This is a genomic window from Dyadobacter sp. CECT 9275 (assembly GCF_907164905.1).
Classification (GTDB): domain Bacteria; phylum Bacteroidota; class Bacteroidia; order Cytophagales; family Spirosomataceae; genus Dyadobacter; species Dyadobacter helix.
Genome location: NZ_CAJRAF010000001.1, coordinates 1,344,307 through 1,360,217 on the forward strand (window position 1 = coordinate 1,344,307; position 15,911 = coordinate 1,360,217).

The 15,911-nt window shown below is 45.6% G+C and carries 13 protein-coding genes; 10 read left to right on the forward strand and 3 right to left on the reverse strand.

Translation table 11 applies throughout. The features are described from left to right. Entirely contained in the window at positions 1-774 is a 774-nt protein-coding gene (locus KOE27_RS05515) for a (Fe-S)-binding protein (RefSeq protein WP_215237825.1), read from the forward strand. Positions 775-828: 54 nt separating this feature from the next. Here KOE27_RS05515 and KOE27_RS05520 read toward each other — a convergent pair whose 3' ends face one another. Further along, positions 829-1,224, reverse strand: a complete 396-nt coding sequence (locus KOE27_RS05520) for a hypothetical protein (protein ID WP_215237826.1) — start codon at positions 1,222-1,224, stop codon at positions 829-831. Between the two features lie 243 nt (positions 1,225-1,467). Here KOE27_RS05520 and KOE27_RS05525 point away from each other — a divergent pair, with 243 nt between their 5' ends. The 8 genes from KOE27_RS05525 to odhB all read left to right on the forward strand — a co-directional run bounded on the left by KOE27_RS05525 (position 1,468) and on the right by odhB (position 14,238). Further along, a complete protein-coding gene (locus KOE27_RS05525; RefSeq protein ID WP_215237827.1) occupies positions 1,468-2,844 on the forward strand; it encodes a lactate utilization protein B in 1,377 nt (458 codons plus the stop codon). Between the two features lie 9 nt (positions 2,845-2,853). Continuing rightward, on the forward strand, positions 2,854-3,441 hold the full coding sequence (locus KOE27_RS05530; protein WP_215237828.1) for a LutC/YkgG family protein: 588 nt from the start codon (positions 2,854-2,856) through the stop codon (positions 3,439-3,441). A 160-nt stretch (positions 3,442-3,601) separates the two neighbouring features. Beyond that, positions 3,602-4,312 (forward strand): (d)CMP kinase, encoded by a 711-nt coding sequence (gene cmk, locus KOE27_RS05535; RefSeq protein ID WP_215237829.1) that lies wholly within the window; start codon positions 3,602-3,604, stop codon positions 4,310-4,312. Further along, positions 4,305-5,390 (forward strand): NAD(P)/FAD-dependent oxidoreductase, encoded by a 1,086-nt coding sequence (locus KOE27_RS05540; RefSeq protein WP_215237830.1) that lies wholly within the window; start codon positions 4,305-4,307, stop codon positions 5,388-5,390. Before cmk ends, KOE27_RS05540 begins: the two co-directional genes overlap by 8 nt. A 16-nt stretch (positions 5,391-5,406) precedes the next feature. Beyond that, entirely contained in the window at positions 5,407-8,619 is a 3,213-nt protein-coding gene (locus KOE27_RS05545; RefSeq protein ID WP_215237831.1) for a hypothetical protein, read from the forward strand. A 90-nt stretch (positions 8,620-8,709) separates the two neighbouring features. Continuing rightward, positions 8,710-9,636 (forward strand): PorP/SprF family type IX secretion system membrane protein, encoded by a 927-nt coding sequence (locus KOE27_RS05550; protein ID WP_215237832.1) that lies wholly within the window; start codon positions 8,710-8,712, stop codon positions 9,634-9,636. A 219-nt stretch (positions 9,637-9,855) separates the two neighbouring features. Beyond that, the gene (locus tag KOE27_RS05555; RefSeq protein WP_215237833.1) at positions 9,856-12,618 is read left to right on the forward strand and encodes a 2-oxoglutarate dehydrogenase E1 component; all 2,763 of its coding nucleotides are present in this window, start codon (positions 9,856-9,858) and stop codon (positions 12,616-12,618) included. 48 nt (positions 12,619-12,666) lie between these two features. Next, positions 12,667-14,238, forward strand: coding sequence for a 2-oxoglutarate dehydrogenase complex dihydrolipoyllysine-residue succinyltransferase (gene odhB, locus KOE27_RS05560; protein WP_215237834.1), 1,572 nt, complete (start codon positions 12,667-12,669; stop codon positions 14,236-14,238). A 33-nt stretch (positions 14,239-14,271) separates the two neighbouring features. Here odhB and KOE27_RS05565 read toward each other — a convergent pair whose 3' ends face one another. Next, positions 14,272-14,598 carry a nucleotide pyrophosphohydrolase gene (locus tag KOE27_RS05565; RefSeq protein ID WP_215237835.1) on the reverse strand — a complete coding sequence of 109 codons (327 nt, stop codon included), beginning with the start codon at positions 14,596-14,598 and terminating at the stop codon, positions 14,272-14,274. 10 nt (positions 14,599-14,608) lie between these two features. After that, on the reverse strand, positions 14,609-15,061 hold the full coding sequence (gene dtd / locus KOE27_RS05570) for a D-aminoacyl-tRNA deacylase (protein WP_215237836.1): 453 nt from the start codon (positions 15,059-15,061) through the stop codon (positions 14,609-14,611). 230 nt (positions 15,062-15,291) lie between these two features. Here dtd and KOE27_RS05575 point away from each other — a divergent pair, with 230 nt between their 5' ends. Beyond that, entirely contained in the window at positions 15,292-15,849 is a 558-nt protein-coding gene (locus KOE27_RS05575; protein ID WP_215237837.1) for an RNA polymerase sigma factor, read from the forward strand. The last annotated feature ends 62 nt before the right edge of the window (positions 15,850-15,911 follow it).

Genomic DNA, 15,911 nt, shown 5'->3' on the forward strand with positions numbered 1-15,911 from the left:
ATGAACTTCTCAAATCTTAGAATAGGCCTTTTTATTCCCTGTTATGTGGACCAGTTCTACCCGCAGGTAGGTATTGCCACGCTTGAACTGCTGGAAAAGCTGGGTTGCAATGTTGTTTTTCCTCTTAATCAAACCTGTTGCGGGCAACCCATGGCAAACTCTGGTTTTGAAAGTATGACGGGTTCATGCAACAGCCTGTTTTATAATTCTTTCTCGGATTGCGACTATGTGGTGTCTCCTTCGGGAAGTTGTGTGCTGCATATCAAGGAGCACCTGAAGGTGGAGGACAAACCGGAGGAATCGAAGGTTTTAAGAAAGAGAGTGTACGAACTGGTGGAATTTATTACTGATGTTTTGAAAATTGATTCAATCCAGGCAGAGTTCCCACATCGGGTAGGATTACACCAGGGATGCCACGGGCAACGGGGGCTTCACCTGTCCCAGATGTCGGAACTGAATGCAGCACCTTATTCAAAGCCCGAAACGCTGCTTAAAAGTGTCAATGGATTGGAACTTATCAGCTTGGACAGGAAGGACGAGTGCTGTGGTTTTGGAGGTACTTTCTGCGTGAGCGAGGAAGCAATATCCGTTAAGATGGGTAAAGACAGAGTTGCGGACCATGTCAGACATGATGCCGAATATATTACGGGTTCCGATATGAGCTGTCTGATGCACCTGGAGGGAATCTTAAAACGAGGTAATTCAGGTGTAAAGGTGAAGCATATTGCAGAAATCCTGAACAGTGCTGTAAAACAAATACCGGCACCCTTATGAGCACCGGTATTTTACAAAGTTTACGGAAGTTCAGAATCTGAGAAGCGTCTGTCGTTAGTTGATAGAAGAAACGACGCGGCTCGTCTTGGTCAAAATATCAAACGATTGAGCATACTTCTCTTTGCCATCCGTGATTTCGAAGGTATAAGTACCGTCCATCAGGGTCGACAGGTCAAAATATTTCAGATAGTTTGAATCAGTACGTCTGTTTTCTGAAAAAAGAACATTTTTATCAGTATCCAGAATACGTACAGCAACTATTTTTGACTGAGGTGTGATATATGAAACGCGGAATTGCATGGGTTTAACCTGCACAACGCTTAACTTCTCGGAAGTAGTTTCGCTTTTGTCTGCAGTAGCTAAGTTATTCTGTGCATTAGAAGTAAATGCCGAACCTGATAAAAGCATGCCGGTCAGGGCTGCTGCGAATAGAGTGTTTTTGGTTTTCATAGGAGTTGAAATTTGTTTGTGTCTAAAAAAAGTTAAAATTAAACTTTGATCAGACTCCGATGCCCCGATCGAAAAACTTTGTAATTCAAAGGTATAAGCTATTGCAATACAATCAAATAGCATTTTTAAGATATTTTTAAAAATGTTTAATAAATAATCTGTTGACTTTAAATAGTACAATGAATGTGAAAAGTACAATTTAAGTTCTTTAAAAAGTACTATTAACTAATTGTTAAGAGAACCATGACGAAGGTAACGATGGATCACGCAGCAGCTTCCGAGGTGTTTAACCGCGATGAAAGTTATGTAGACTGGCATGACGAAACGCTGTGGTTTGTGCGCCAGAAACGTGACAGATCTTCCAAGCAGCTTCCTGAATGGGAAGCTTTGAGGGAATCGGCATCACAGATCAAAAATTATGTTTTGTCGCATCTGGATGAATTGCTGGTCGCTTTCGAAGAAAAGGCGAAGGCGAATGGCATACATGTGCATTGGGCAACAGACGCGGCGGAGCATAACGAGATTGTACTGGGTATCCTGAAAAAGCACAATGTGAAGCAAATGGTTAAAAGTAAATCCATGCTCACAGAAGAATGTCATATGAATGATTTCCTCTCGCGTAACGGGGTTGAGGTGATTGATACCGATTTGGGTGAAAGGATCGTTCAGCTGCGTGAGGAGCCGCCTAGCCACATTGTATTACCTGCGATTCACCTCAAGAAAAAAGATATTGGCGACTTATTTCATGAACATCTGGGGACAGACGAAGGTGCAACGGACCCGCAGTATCTGACCGAAGCGGCAAGGCAGCATTTGCGCGACAAATTCCTGACCCGCAAGGCCGCACTGACCGGGGTAAATTTTGCCATTGCGGAAACGGGAGGCTTTGTGGTTTCGACCAACGAAGGGAATGCGGACATGGGCGCCCACCTGGCCGATGTGCACATTGCCTGTATGGGATTTGAAAAGATTATCCCGAGGCAGGAACATTTGGGAGTATTCCTGAGATTACTCGCCAGAAGTGCCACCGGCCAGCCGATCACCACTTACAGCAGCCATTTCAAAAAACCACGGGCCGGGCAGGAGATGCATATCGTGATCCTTGACAATGGACGCAGTACCCAGCTGGGCCGGGCCGATTTCCGTAATTCGCTGAAATGCATCCGTTGCGGTGCCTGCATGAATACCTGCCCTGTTTATCGCCGTAGCGGGGGGCATAGTTACCACAACGCGGTTGCGGGGCCGATCGGATCTATTCTGGCACCCAATCTGGATATGACTAAAAACGCTGATCTGCCTTTTGCCAGTACCCTTTGCGGAAGCTGTTCCAATGTATGTCCCGTAAAAATAGATATCCACGACCAGCTTTATAAGTGGCGCCAGGTACTGGCAAGTCAGGGATATATACCCAAAAGTAAGGAGGTGGGAATCAAGGCAATGTCCGTAGTATTATCTCAGCCAAGATTTTATCAGTGGTCGGGGAGGTTGGGAAGAGCGGTGATGCGTACGGTTCCGTTTGTGGTTAACAACAGCCTCAATCCCTGGTTTAAACAACGGGAAATGCCCGAACCTCCCAGGGAAAGTTTCAGGGACTGGTATGTAAGAAATAGAAAAAACTAGTTGTATCGTATGAATGCAAGAGATAAGATACTGAGCCAGGTGAAAGCAAATAAACCAGCGGCAACGGCGCTGCCGGAGGAATTTACTTACCAAAGTGATTATTCGGATACGCAGCAAACTTTCACCGATGTACTGGCTGCTATTTATACCGAAGTGATTTCTGTCAAAAATTTGCAGGAACTGCTGGATAAAGCAATGGAAATGTACGGAGAGGTGGTTAACCGCGCCACAACCATTCCTGCACTTTTGCCCTGGGCTGATTTCAGCCTGGAAGTTTCCGATCCGCATGAACTTGAGCTGATCGAGATGGCCATTCTGAGGGCGGAATTTGGGGTGGCTGAAAATGGGGCGGTCTGGATATCAGATCAGTACCTGCCGCATCGGGCACTTCCTTTTATTACCCAAAACCTGGCTTTCGTCATTCCCAGGGACGCGCTCGTCAATAACATGCATGAGGCATACAATCGTCTCCAGGATACTACCGGTTGGGGATGTTTCATTGCCGGACCCTCCAAAACGGCAGATATTGAGCAATCGCTGGTGATTGGGGCGCATGGTGCCCGGAGTATGGTGATATTTTTAGTAGATGAGCTGTAATTAAAACGGGTACAGACCGGTTTGAATATTTCTTCAAACAAAAGCGTTCAAAAATTACGCCCCCTTATTCTTTCTTCTAATTTTGCACAGCTCATCTGTTGCTGTGTTTTACATACACGGACCATATGGAGGTTTTAGACAATGCCTGATTAGATACCTTATGCCCAAAATTATTGTTGCCATCGACGGCTATTCAAGTTGTGGAAAAAGCACAACCGCCAAACTCGTTGCAGGCCAATTAAATTACCCTTATATAGACACCGGAGCTATGTACCGGGCTGTTACCTTGTATTTTCTCCAGAACCATATCTCGCTCACCAATCCCAGGGAAATAGAAAATGCCCTGGACAACATTCATATCAGCTTTCGGCGGCATCCGGAATTAGGCAGAAATGATACCTATCTGAATGGCCTCAATGTGGAAGATGAAATCAGAAAAATGTATGTTTCAGAAAGAGTGAGCGATGTGAGTGCTGTGGCAGCGGTACGGCATGCACTGGTTGCCCAGCAGCAGCGTATGGGTAAGGCCAAAGGTATTGTGATGGATGGCCGGGATATAGGGACCGTCGTGTTTCCACAAGCCGAACTGAAAATATTCATGAATGCCGATCCGCTCATCCGCGCTCAGAGGAGGCAGCTGGAACTGCTTCAAAAAGGCGAAATGGTCGGTTTTCAGGAAATTGTAGATAATCTTAAAAACCGTGACTATATCGATACCCATCGAGCGGAAAGTCCGCTCAGGCAGGCGTCAGACGCCGTTTATATTGATAATTCCCTGATGACTCTGGACGAACAGGTGGAGCTGGTGGTACGGCTGGCTGACGAACAAATAGGGTTGTCTCTCAGAAAGCGGGAAATGCGCCATGACTAACAGGGGCGGTATATCTGTTGATTACGATTATCTTATCGTGGGGCAGGGAATAGGAGGTACTGCACTGGCCTGGCACCTGCATAGGCTTGGGAAAAAAATCAGGGTGGTGGGTGATTCATCCCTGCCCTCTTCATCCAGAGTGGCGGCGGGGATTTTCAACCCTTTGACGGGAAAAAAGCTGGTAAAAACCTGGCTGGCAGACCAACTCTTTCCTTATGCCAGTGAATTTTATGCATCTCTCGAAAACAAGCTGAATATAAAGCTTGTTTATCCTCTTCCGGTTTATCGACCTTACCGATCCATCGAAGAGCAGAATACGTATCTTGCTCAGACGGCTAACCCTGGCATAGCACAGTACATTACCAGCCAGACTGACGATTTGTTGCCGCTGGATTATATTAGCAATCCCTATGGAGGTCTGAAAGTGGGGCAATCGGGTTGGGTAGATCTGCCGCTTTTACTGGATCAGAGTAAGATTTATTTTGAAAAAGAGGGTATATACACCGAAGAAAGGTTTGCCGCCGAAGATCTGATCTTTACTTCGGATACTGTGGAGTGGAACGGGAAAACTTTTAATAAGGTGATTTTGTGCCAGGGAGTGATGGCGCTGGAAAACTCATTTTTTAACTGGCTGCCTTTCAGTCCTGTAAAAGGTGAGATTTTAGACATTGCCGTGGAAAATATTCTGAAACCTTATATCGTTAATCAGGGGATTTTTATTTTACCGCTGTCAAAGGACTCGGCACGGGTTGGAGCTACTTATTCCTGGGATCCGCTGGATTGGGAAACAACAGATGCGGCCAAAAATGAGCTGGCCGACAAGATCAGATCGTTACTGAATGTACCCTTTACCGTAACAAAACAAAATGCCGGGCTGCGGCCGTCCGTGAAAGACAGGAGACCTTTAATCGGGATACATCCCGAAGAAAACAGGGTGGGGATTTTTAACGGACTCGGTACCAAAGGAGTTACTCTGGCGCCATTTTTTGCAAATGAATTCGCTCAACATCTGGAACATGGCAAAGAATTGAATCCGTTAGTGAATATTAAAAGGTATTTTTCGTTATATTTCCATTGAAGTCAGCCGTCATACTATGAGCATAAGATCTATATTTAAATTGACCTTGCCGGTCAATCTTTTGATATTAATAGGATTATATACAGATACAATAGCACAGCGTTATCCGTCGCAGGAAACTTTCGGCAAAAACCGTGTGCAGTACAGGACTTTCGACTGGAAGATTTTCAGGACTACCAATTTTGAAATTTATCACTATCAGGGCGGAACAGCACTGGCCAAGCTGGCAGCGCAGTATGCTGAAAGCGAGTTCGACCGGATTACGGATGTACTGGGTTGGACGCCCTATAACCGCGTCAAGATTTTTCTCTACAACTCGCCTTCCGACCTTGAACAAAGCAATATGGGATTGTCCACGCTGGATAATCTGGAAGATCAGAAACTGGACCTGGCCCAGTCGCGGGTGGAGGTAGCTTATACCGGCGATCAGATCGGTTTTCGCAAAACACTGGTAAAAGATATCAGTCTTCTTTTTGTGTATGACATGCTTTACGGCGGAAATATGAAAGAAGCGCTGCAAAGCTCCCTGCTGCTCACCGTTCCGGAGTGGTTTATGAGCGGAACAGCGGCGTACATTTCGGAAGGCTGGTCTCCGGAGCTAAGCGATTATATGCGCGACTTTTTTAAAAACAGAAAGATCAGAAAACCAACGTTGATGACAGGGAATGACGCCACGCTGATCGGTCATTCTATCTGGAACTATATAGCGGAGAGATATGGCAAGGATAAAATATCCGATATACTGAACCTCACCCGTATCATACGCACTGAGCAAACCAGTATCACCAGTACGCTGGGCGTGCCTTCCTACAACCGTTTTTTAAGAGACTGGCGAGCCTATTACCTGGATGCAAACAAAAATGCAGAACAGTTTTACATTGATCCGAAGCCAACCTGGAAGCACCAGCTCAACGAATTCGGCTCAACGGACGTGAACGCAGTGGTAAAGCTTTCACCGGATAAGAAATGGACAGCCGTGAGTGAAATCAAAAAAGGAAGGTATCGGGTATATATCATTGACAGTGAAAGAGGAAGCCGGAAGGTGATTCGGCAGGGTAAGCTCGAAGTAGTAGGAGGAAGGGCCAAAAACTTACCCCCGCTGCTCGGCTGGACACGCACCAATAATCTGGCGGTGTTGGCCACGGAAGGAGACAGAAAAAACCTGTACGTTTATGAAAACGTAGGTACTAAAAAACTGAGAGTCAAAGTGAAAAGAAATATCCGTGGGCTGGATCAGATCGTGGATATGGATATCTCACAGGACGGAACCATGCTGGCGGTAAGCGCAGACAAAGGAGGCCAGAATGACCTTTACCTGATCAGCGTTGCACGGGCTTCAGCATTGCCCTTAACCAATGATTTGTATGACGACCTGTCTCCAAGGTTTGTCCAGGGGTCATCAAGAAGGGTAATTTTCGCATCCAATCGCCCCGCCGACACTTTGGGGACAGGGAAGGGCGATTATAAGTCTATTACACCTTATCTTTCCTTGTACGAACACGATGGAACCCCCAAATCCGACCGGATTCCCAAACTGATGCAGGGTAGCGGGAAAACCAAGGTAATGCCGGTATATGCCAATGATAAGGAAGTGATTTACTTATCTAACGAAAAGGGCATTAATAACCTTTATAAATTTGATAAAGCCTCGGGAAGTTCTTCACAGCTCACCAATTACATTTTTAATATACGGAATGCGGATGTAAACCTGGCTTCGGGAGGAGCTCTGGCTTATACCTACCTGAACGACGGTTATTACACAGCGGCTTTTACGAATTCATTTGATCCTAATGCTTCCCTGAATGTTCCCTCAGTGACTGAAAAAGGGCCGAAGGTTGATCAAAAGGCTGCTGGACAGACTGATACTAAAATAGATTCGGCAGCGAAAGCAAAAGCACAGGAATCCAGGATTGTGCTCAAAGATGGTGAGGTGGATACCGACAACTATGAGTTTGATGAAGATGTACTAAAGACATTTGAGTCACGCCAGCGCAGAGGGACTTTTGCAAGCAGCCCGAGTGCACTCACACGTACAAAGGCGGTGCGGGAGAACATAGCGATAAAGGGCCCATATCCTTACAAGGGGCTTTTTATCAATAATGATGCAAGTTCCGACTGGCGGATCGATCCTGTCCGTGGTTTCGGGTTTTCGCAATCAATTTCAATGAACGATTTGCTTGAAAACCATGTGATTAAGGCCGGTATTTTCATAAATTCCAACTTTCGTAACAGTGACCTTTTTGCGGAATATTGGAATAATACGCGCCGTATAGATTTTGGTGCAAGAGTTGACAGGAAGAGCCTTTATATAGATTCAGAAGGTGCGCCGCAGAAATATCGTTATAACCAGTTTACTTTTTCAGTGTCCTATCCGTTCTCTACGACAAGCAGGATCACGGTGTCTCCCATGTATACCTCAACGCGGATGATTGATGTATATATTCTTGCCAACCCAGATCTCACGTCTAGTTATGGTGGCTTAAGAACAGAATATGTTTTTGACAATACCCGTGTGAACGGGCTGAATATGCTGGAAGGTACCCGTTTCAAGATCAGATATGACAACCAGCTGGGCCTTACCAATACCAATCAGAGCTTCAACCGGGTCAGTCTTGATTTTCGGCATTACCAAAAAATACACAGGGATCTGATCCTGGCCATCAGGGCTTCGGCAAGCCATTCGGGAGGCAAGGCTCCCAAGCAGAATATTCTGGGAGGGATGGAAAACTGGATTTCTAACAAAAAAGATAGCAGGACGGCCAATGATCCGCTGCAATTTGGCCCGACAATCGATAACCGGGATATCTTCTTTGCAGATTTTGCCACCAATCTCCGGGGATTTAATCTGAACCGTTTATCCGGAACAAGTTACATGTTGCTGAATGCAGAGCTACGTATTCCGCTCATTAAGTATCTTTACCGGGGTGCGATTACTTCCAGTTTCCTGAGAAATTTCCAGATCGTAGGATTTGGGGATATAGGCACCGCCTGGACGGGCAAAGGACCATTCAGTGAAAATAACAGCCTGAATACGCAAATCATAGGTGGAGACGAGGACCCATTCAGAGCAACAGTAACCGACTTCAAAAATCCTTACCTGATGGGCTATGGCCTGGGTGCCAGAACAACTGTTTTCGGTTTTTATGTTAAGTTTGATTATGCCTGGGGCGTGGACAACGGCTATACCAACAAGCCAATTCCCTACGTAACACTTGGTTATGACTTTTAGTGGTAAAACTGAGTATAACGGCAACGAAAAAGTTTATTATTGTGGCAGGAGATTGTTCTCCTGCTATTTTTTTAATATCAAAAGGTAAAAATGTTAAAGCTGATCAGGGTAGCCCATCTCATAAAATGGTTCGTAATATTGGGGATATTGCTGGAAACAGATGGCGTGTACGCGCAGAAAGAGGTGATCTTTGAACAATACCTCCAGAATCCGATGGCGATCAACCCGGCTTTCACGGGTGTTCGGGAGACATTTAATATGACGGCCATGTTTCGCAGGAAATGGTTTACGATACCCAATTCCCCTTCAAGCCAGACTTTTGCCGCGGATGGTACTACTGCGGGAGGTAAATTGGGTATCGGGTTTCAGGCTATGAATGACCAGACAAGTTACTTTACCACCACCGGTGTATATGGCTCATTGGCCTATCACCTTGACGTGACGGAAAGCTGGAAATTTTCGTTGGGTGCACAGGGAGGAATCAACGTACTGCCCGTGGCTGGCGGAGGGTTGGGGGGAAATAACAGAGCATTGGGGAGTTTTGGACTTGGAGGATGGCTTTACTCCGATAAATGGTACGTAGGGGTATCCAAGCCGGAGATACTGGGCCAGAATTTTGGTGATCAGATCATCTCAGCTTTTTACCGCCGCCCGCTTTACGTTATGGCAGGCGGCAGCTATTACCTGAACCCCGACCTGATGATGCTGCCGCATTTGCTTCTGGTACAGGAGAAAGATCATAAACTTCGCGCAGATTTCGGAGCGAGATTCTGGTTCAGTGAAAAAGTTGGCATTGGTGCATCTTATCGTGTTGGCGGGGGGATCAGTAATGCCTCGGTACCAGTTAATTACCTGCAGTTTTCAGCTGAGGTACAGGTGGGCAAGAATGTAAGGCTGGGATATTTTTACAGTACACGGCAAGTGGAGGCGATTTATCATGTGCAGTCCGGCCCGAAAGGTATTCATGAGCTGATGCTGAAATTTATTCCCTCGCCAAACGGCTTTCAGAAATTTTAATTTTAAGTAAAGCAGATAATGTTTATGAGGTCCAGAGATAAGAAACTGACTTTTAGGCTTATATGTTGAAATACAAAATAAAGGTGATGTTGAATCTGTAACAGCTTGCAGAGAATTTGCCTTAAAGCATTAATTAGATTGCTAAAAAGGAGATTTTTTATACTTATGTAAACATAAGTCTTGTAACTTTGTCGTGCAAAAGAAATAATCACATTTGTGATGGATAAATACACATATATAGCAAATTCCGAAGGTGCTTACATAGAGGATTTATATAATTCCTATAAGCAAGATCCTGCTTCCGTTGATGAAGGCTGGCAGAAGTTTTTTGAAGGTTTTGATTTCTCTCAGAAATACCCGGTTAATGGTAATGGCCATTCCAATGGGGCTGTTAACGGGAAAGAAGCCGCTGTTGTAGGTAAGGTAGATGCTGCACAGATCCGAAAAGAAATGGAAGTGGTACACCTGATCCGCGGATTCAGGTCAAGAGGACACCTGCTTGCAACCACAAACCCGATTCAAAAGAGAAAGGACAGGCAACCACAGCTTGATATAGCAGATTTTAACCTTGGTCCGGAAGATCTGGACCTTGTTTTTGAAGCAGGGGTGGAAGTTTTCGGCAGACCGGCAACGCTTCGTGAGATTGTTGATTCACTGAAAACGATTTATACCAAAAATATTGGTTTCGAATATCTGTATATCCGAGACAGAGAGCAAAAAAGCTGGCTGCGCAAGAAGATTGAGAAAGAAGCCCTGAATATGAATTTCTCGATTGATGAGAAAAAGCATATTCTTTCAAAACTGAACGAAGCGGTAGTTTTTGAAAACTTCCTGCATACCAAATATCTCGGCCAAAAACGTTTCTCCCTCGAAGGAGGAGAGACAACCATTCCGGCCCTTGATGCGATGATCAATCGTGCGGCTGAAATGGGTGTGGTTGAGGTCATGATCGGGATGGCGCACCGCGGCCGTCTGAATGTGCTGGCCAACATCATGCAAAAAACCTATGGCCAGATCTTTAATGAATTTGAAGGTAATCTGCCGGACCAGGTCTGGGGAGATGGCGATGTGAAATACCATATGGGTTATGCAAGCCAGATTACCACAAAGGAAGGCAATAAGGTACATTTGAAGCTTGCTCCTAACCCCTCTCACCTCGAAGCAGTAAATCCGGTGGTGGAAGGATACATCAGAGCCCGTGCAGACGGTATGTATGATAGCGACTATGACCGTGTCCTGCCTGTATTGATTCACGGTGATGCAGCTGTTGCAGGTCAGGGGATTGTTTATGAGGTAACGCAGATGTCAGGGCTGAACGGATACTATACCGGAGGTACCATACACTTTGTAATCAATAACCAGGTTGGTTTTACAACTGATTTTATTGACGCAAGGTCAAGCATCTACTGTACGGATGTTGCCAAGATCGTTGACGCTCCTGTATTGCACGTAAATGGTGATGATCCCGAAGCAGTGGTGTTCTGTATGCGCCTGGCTGTGGAATATCGCCAGAAATTTAATAAGGATATTTTTATTGATATGGTTTGTTATCGCCGCCACGGACATAACGAAGCCGACGAACCGAAGTTTACGCAGCCTGTACTGTACAAAACCATTGAAACACATCAGAATCCGCGCGAGATTTACCAGAAAACACTGGCAGATCGTGGAGATGTGGATGCGCAGCTGGCAGCCAATATGGACAAGGAGTTCAAGCAGTTATTGCAGGAACGCCTTGATATGGTGAAGCAGAAAGCGCTGCCCTACGTTATGCCCAAGCTGGAACAGGAATGGCACTCGTTAAGAAAAGCAAAACCGGAGGATTTCGAAAAATCACCTGAGACAGGTATTGCTCTTGATATTCTTGAAAAAATAGGCAAAGCACTGATCACTACCCCTGATGGCTTTAATCGTCTTAAGCAAATTGATAAATTGCTGAAAGACAGGGAGCAAATGATATTTGAGAAGAAGGAGGTAAACTGGGCAACGGCCGAGCTGCTTGCTTACGGATCGGTACTGGCGGAAGGTAACATTGTCCGGCTAAGCGGCCAGGATGTGCAGCGGGGTACTTTCTCCCACCGCCATGCCGTGCTGAAAGATGTTGAAACCAACGCGGCGTATAGCAGTCTGGCACACATTGAAGAAGGGCAGGGTGAGTTTATGATTTATAATTCGTTGCTGTCTGAATATGGTGTACTGGGTTTTGAATTCGGATATTCCATGGCCAATCCTAATGCACTGGTTATCTGGGAGGCTCAGTTCGGGGATTTCGCAAATGGTACACAGGTGATCATAGATCAGTTTGTGACCTCCAGTGAAACCAAATGGGACCGCTGGACAGGCTTGGTGATGTTGTTGCCCCACGGCTATGAAGGACAAGGGCCCGAGCATTCTAACGCTCGCCCGGAACGGTATCTGCAGCTTTCGGCTAACTATAACATCATCGTTGCGAACGTTACCACGCCCGCTAACTTTTTCCACCTGCTGCGCCGTCAGATGAAGTTTCCTTTCCGGAAGCCACTGATCGTGATGTCGCCAAAATCGATGCTGAGACATCCATTGTGTGTTTCTCCGCTGGACAGCCTGGTGAACGGAAGATTCCAGGAAACAATTGGTGATACCTACGCAGATCCCGCAAAAACCAAAAAGATATTGTTCTGTACCGGCAAACTGTACTATGAACTGTACGAGAAACAGCAGGCTGATAAACGGGACGATGTAGCAATTATACGTCTTGAGCAAATGCATCCGTTCCCACAGAATCAGATTGACGAACATCTTGCCCAATTCAAAAATGCCAAAGCCTACTGGGTACAGGAAGAGCCTTTTAACATGGGCGGATGGACATTTATGCTGCGTATGTACAAAGGAAACAAACCTCTGGAAGTAATTGCGAGGGAGTCGAGCGCGTCGCCATCAACTGGTTTCTCCAAAATACATGCGAAGGAGCAGGCTGAGATCGTAAGAAGAGCTTTTGAATAAAAACGAGTAAATTAAGATACTTATTCTGATAACAAGATTGCAGATAAAATGGCTGAAATTGAAGTAAAAGTACCGCCCGTTGGCGAGTCAATCACGGAGGTTACAATAGGAAACTGGTTCAAGAATGATGGCGATTTTGTGAAAATGGATGAGGTTATTTGTGGACTGGATTCTGATAAGGCAACGTTTGAATTAACGGCTGAAGCTGAAGGTGTGCTACACATAAAGGCTCAGGAGGGAGATACCCTCAATATAGGGGACCTGATTGCAACGATTGATGCTGCGGCGAATGGTGCCAGCAAACCCAGCGAACCAAAAGCAGAAAAACCTGCGCCGGCTCCCGCACCGGTTGTTGAGGCGAAACCAGCTCCTGTTGCGGAGGCTCCACAAGCATCCGCCGCACCTGCAAAAGCATACGAAATGAAGGTACCTGCTGTGGGTGAATCCATTACAGAGGTAACGATAGCTTCCTGGAGTAAAAAGGACGGAGACCAGGTGGCAGTAGATGAAATACTTTGTGAGCTGGAATCTGATAAGGCAACGTTTGAATTACCCGCTGAGGCTGCCGGTACACTACGTATTGTGGGTAAGGAAGGTGAAACGCTGGCGATAGGAGCGGTAATATGTATCATTGAAGGAGGTACTGGTGTATCTGCTGCTCCGAAGCCTGCAGAAACTGCATCCGTAGCTGCACCAGAAGATAAAGGTTTTACAGAGAAGCATACTTCACCGGTTGCTGCCAAAATACTTGCAGAAAAAGGTATTGACCCGAAAGATGTGAATGGCTCTGGAGCTGGCGGACGAGTGATGAAGGAGGATGCGCTGAAGGCGGGAAGCAAGCCTGCTGAAACTGCTGCCCCTGCTAAGCCTGCTGCTCCTGCCCCGGCCAAGGTTGCCACGGCTCCTGCGATTCCGGGGTCACGTAATCAGCGCCGTGAGAAAATGTCGTCATTGCGGAAAACCATTGCACGGCGCCTGGTGGCTGTGAAAAATGAAACGGCAATGCTCACTACATTTAACGAGGTAGACATGAAGCCGGTGATGGATCTTCGTGCCAAGTTCAAAGACAAGTTTAAGGAGAAACATGAAGTGGGCCTTGGTTTTATGTCTTTCTTTGTGAAGGCAGTTACCGTTGCGCTTAAGGATTTCCCTGTGGTTAATGCGTACATTGACGGCGAGGAATTGGTATATAATGATTTTACAGATATTTCTGTGGCAGTATCAACCCCGCGCGGATTGGTGGTGCCTGTGATCAGAAATGCGGAGACACTTTCCTTTGCAGGGATTGAAAAAGAAATAGTTCGGTTGGCAGTACGTGCACGTGACGGCAAGCTAGGCCTGGACGAAATGTCTGGCGGTACCTTCACAATTACCAACGGCGGTACCTTCGGTTCGATGCTATCAACCCCCATCATCAATGCACCACAATCTGCGATCCTGGGTATGCATAATATTGTTGAGCGCGCTGTGGTGGTGGATGGACAGATCGTAGTTCGGCCGATTATGTATGTCGCGCTTTCTTATGACCACCGGACCATTGACGGGAAGGACTCAGTGAGCTTCCTGGTTCGTGTGAAGCAGTTACTCGAAGATCCGATGAGATTGTTACTCGATATGTAAATAAAAGGCCCGCTTTTGGCGGGCTTTTTTCTTTTAAGACAATTTTTCATTTTCCTTATGGCGGTCCTTGTCCCGGACCGTTTTCTTAGCCATGTTCTTCTCAAAGGCTTCCGTTAAATTAACACCGGTTTGGTTGGCCAGGCAGATCAGCACCCAAAGTACATCGGCCATTTCATCCCCAAGATCTTTTCCCAGATCTGATTTTTTAAAAGACTGATCTCCATACGTTCGTGCCATGATCCGCGCAAGCTCACCGACTTCTTCGGTAAGAATCGTCATGTTGGTCAGTTCCGAGAAATAACGGACGCCATAGGTTTTGATCCAGTGGTCCACCGTATTTTGTGCTTCCTGCAAGGTCATAATACTGAGTTTATATTCTGTTTTTAGAATCGATAATGATGGTCACCGGGCCGTCATTGAGCAATGATACTTTCATATCGGCACCAAACCTGCCACTTTGAATAGGCTTTCCTGTCTCTTTTTCCAGAAATGAGATCATTTTTTCATATAAAGGAATGGCAATTTCTGGCCGCGCCGCCTCTATAAAGGAGGGCCTGTTTCCTTTTTTTGTACTTGCATGAAGCGTAAACTGGCTGATCAGCAGGATATCTCCCGCAACACCCCGGAGGTCAAGGTTCATTTTCCCTTCGGGATCACTGAATACTCTAAGGCCAGTAATTTTACGTCCCAGCCATTCCACATCCTCGTTTGTATCGTTGTGTGTGATACCTAACAAAACCATAAAACCCAACCCGATTTGCCCTTCTATCTTTTCATCGATGGATACTGAAGCCTGAGATACCCGCTGAACTACTGCAATCATATCAAAACACAAATATTAAGTAAAGTAATGGCACGTTATGGAGGAAATTGATGATGTTCTCCATAGATCAAACAGCCTTTGAAACAGAGCGCAATCACAGCGGCTAGTTAACAAATTACTACGCCGTACCGCAATAGTTTAAATTAATAAGATTAATTGATAGAATTTATATCCGGATGTTTCTAACTTAGTAAATTAATGCTCCATTTTATTCTGGTTATTTGCAATAGATGGCTTTGTTTAATGAAGAACTTTTACTGATCAACGTTTCTCAGGGCAACCGGGAATCATTTTCGGAAATATACAATATGTATTTTTCCGACATTCATAAATATGTCTTCAAGTTTGTAAAGGCCGATGATTATACCGATGATCTTTGCCAGGAAATATTTATGAAAGTTTGGGAAAACCGTGAAAAACTCCCGAAAATTATTCACTTCCGAGCTTATATTTTTACCATTGCCAAAAATCAGGTATATGATTTTCTTCGTTATACCTCCCGTGATGAGCGGGTGAGGGTACAGATACAGAACGGGATCAGACTAACAGCAAACAGTACAGAAGATACCTTTCAGTCGGAGGAATATATGAGCCATGTACAGGCTGTACTGGATTCTATGGGCCGTAGTCAGGAAGTTTTTACCCTCTGCCGTGAGATGAATCAAACTTATGATCAGGCGGCCGAGACGTTGGGGATATCCCGCAATGCGGTTAAAAGACACATGATCAAAACCATGAAATATCTGAAACATTCGGCCCGGAAGAATTTTGGATTATCATTTAATTGAAGAACCGGCATTGTCTCAGTTGAGAGAGCCATAACAATAAAAGACCATCTCTGACAGGGGAT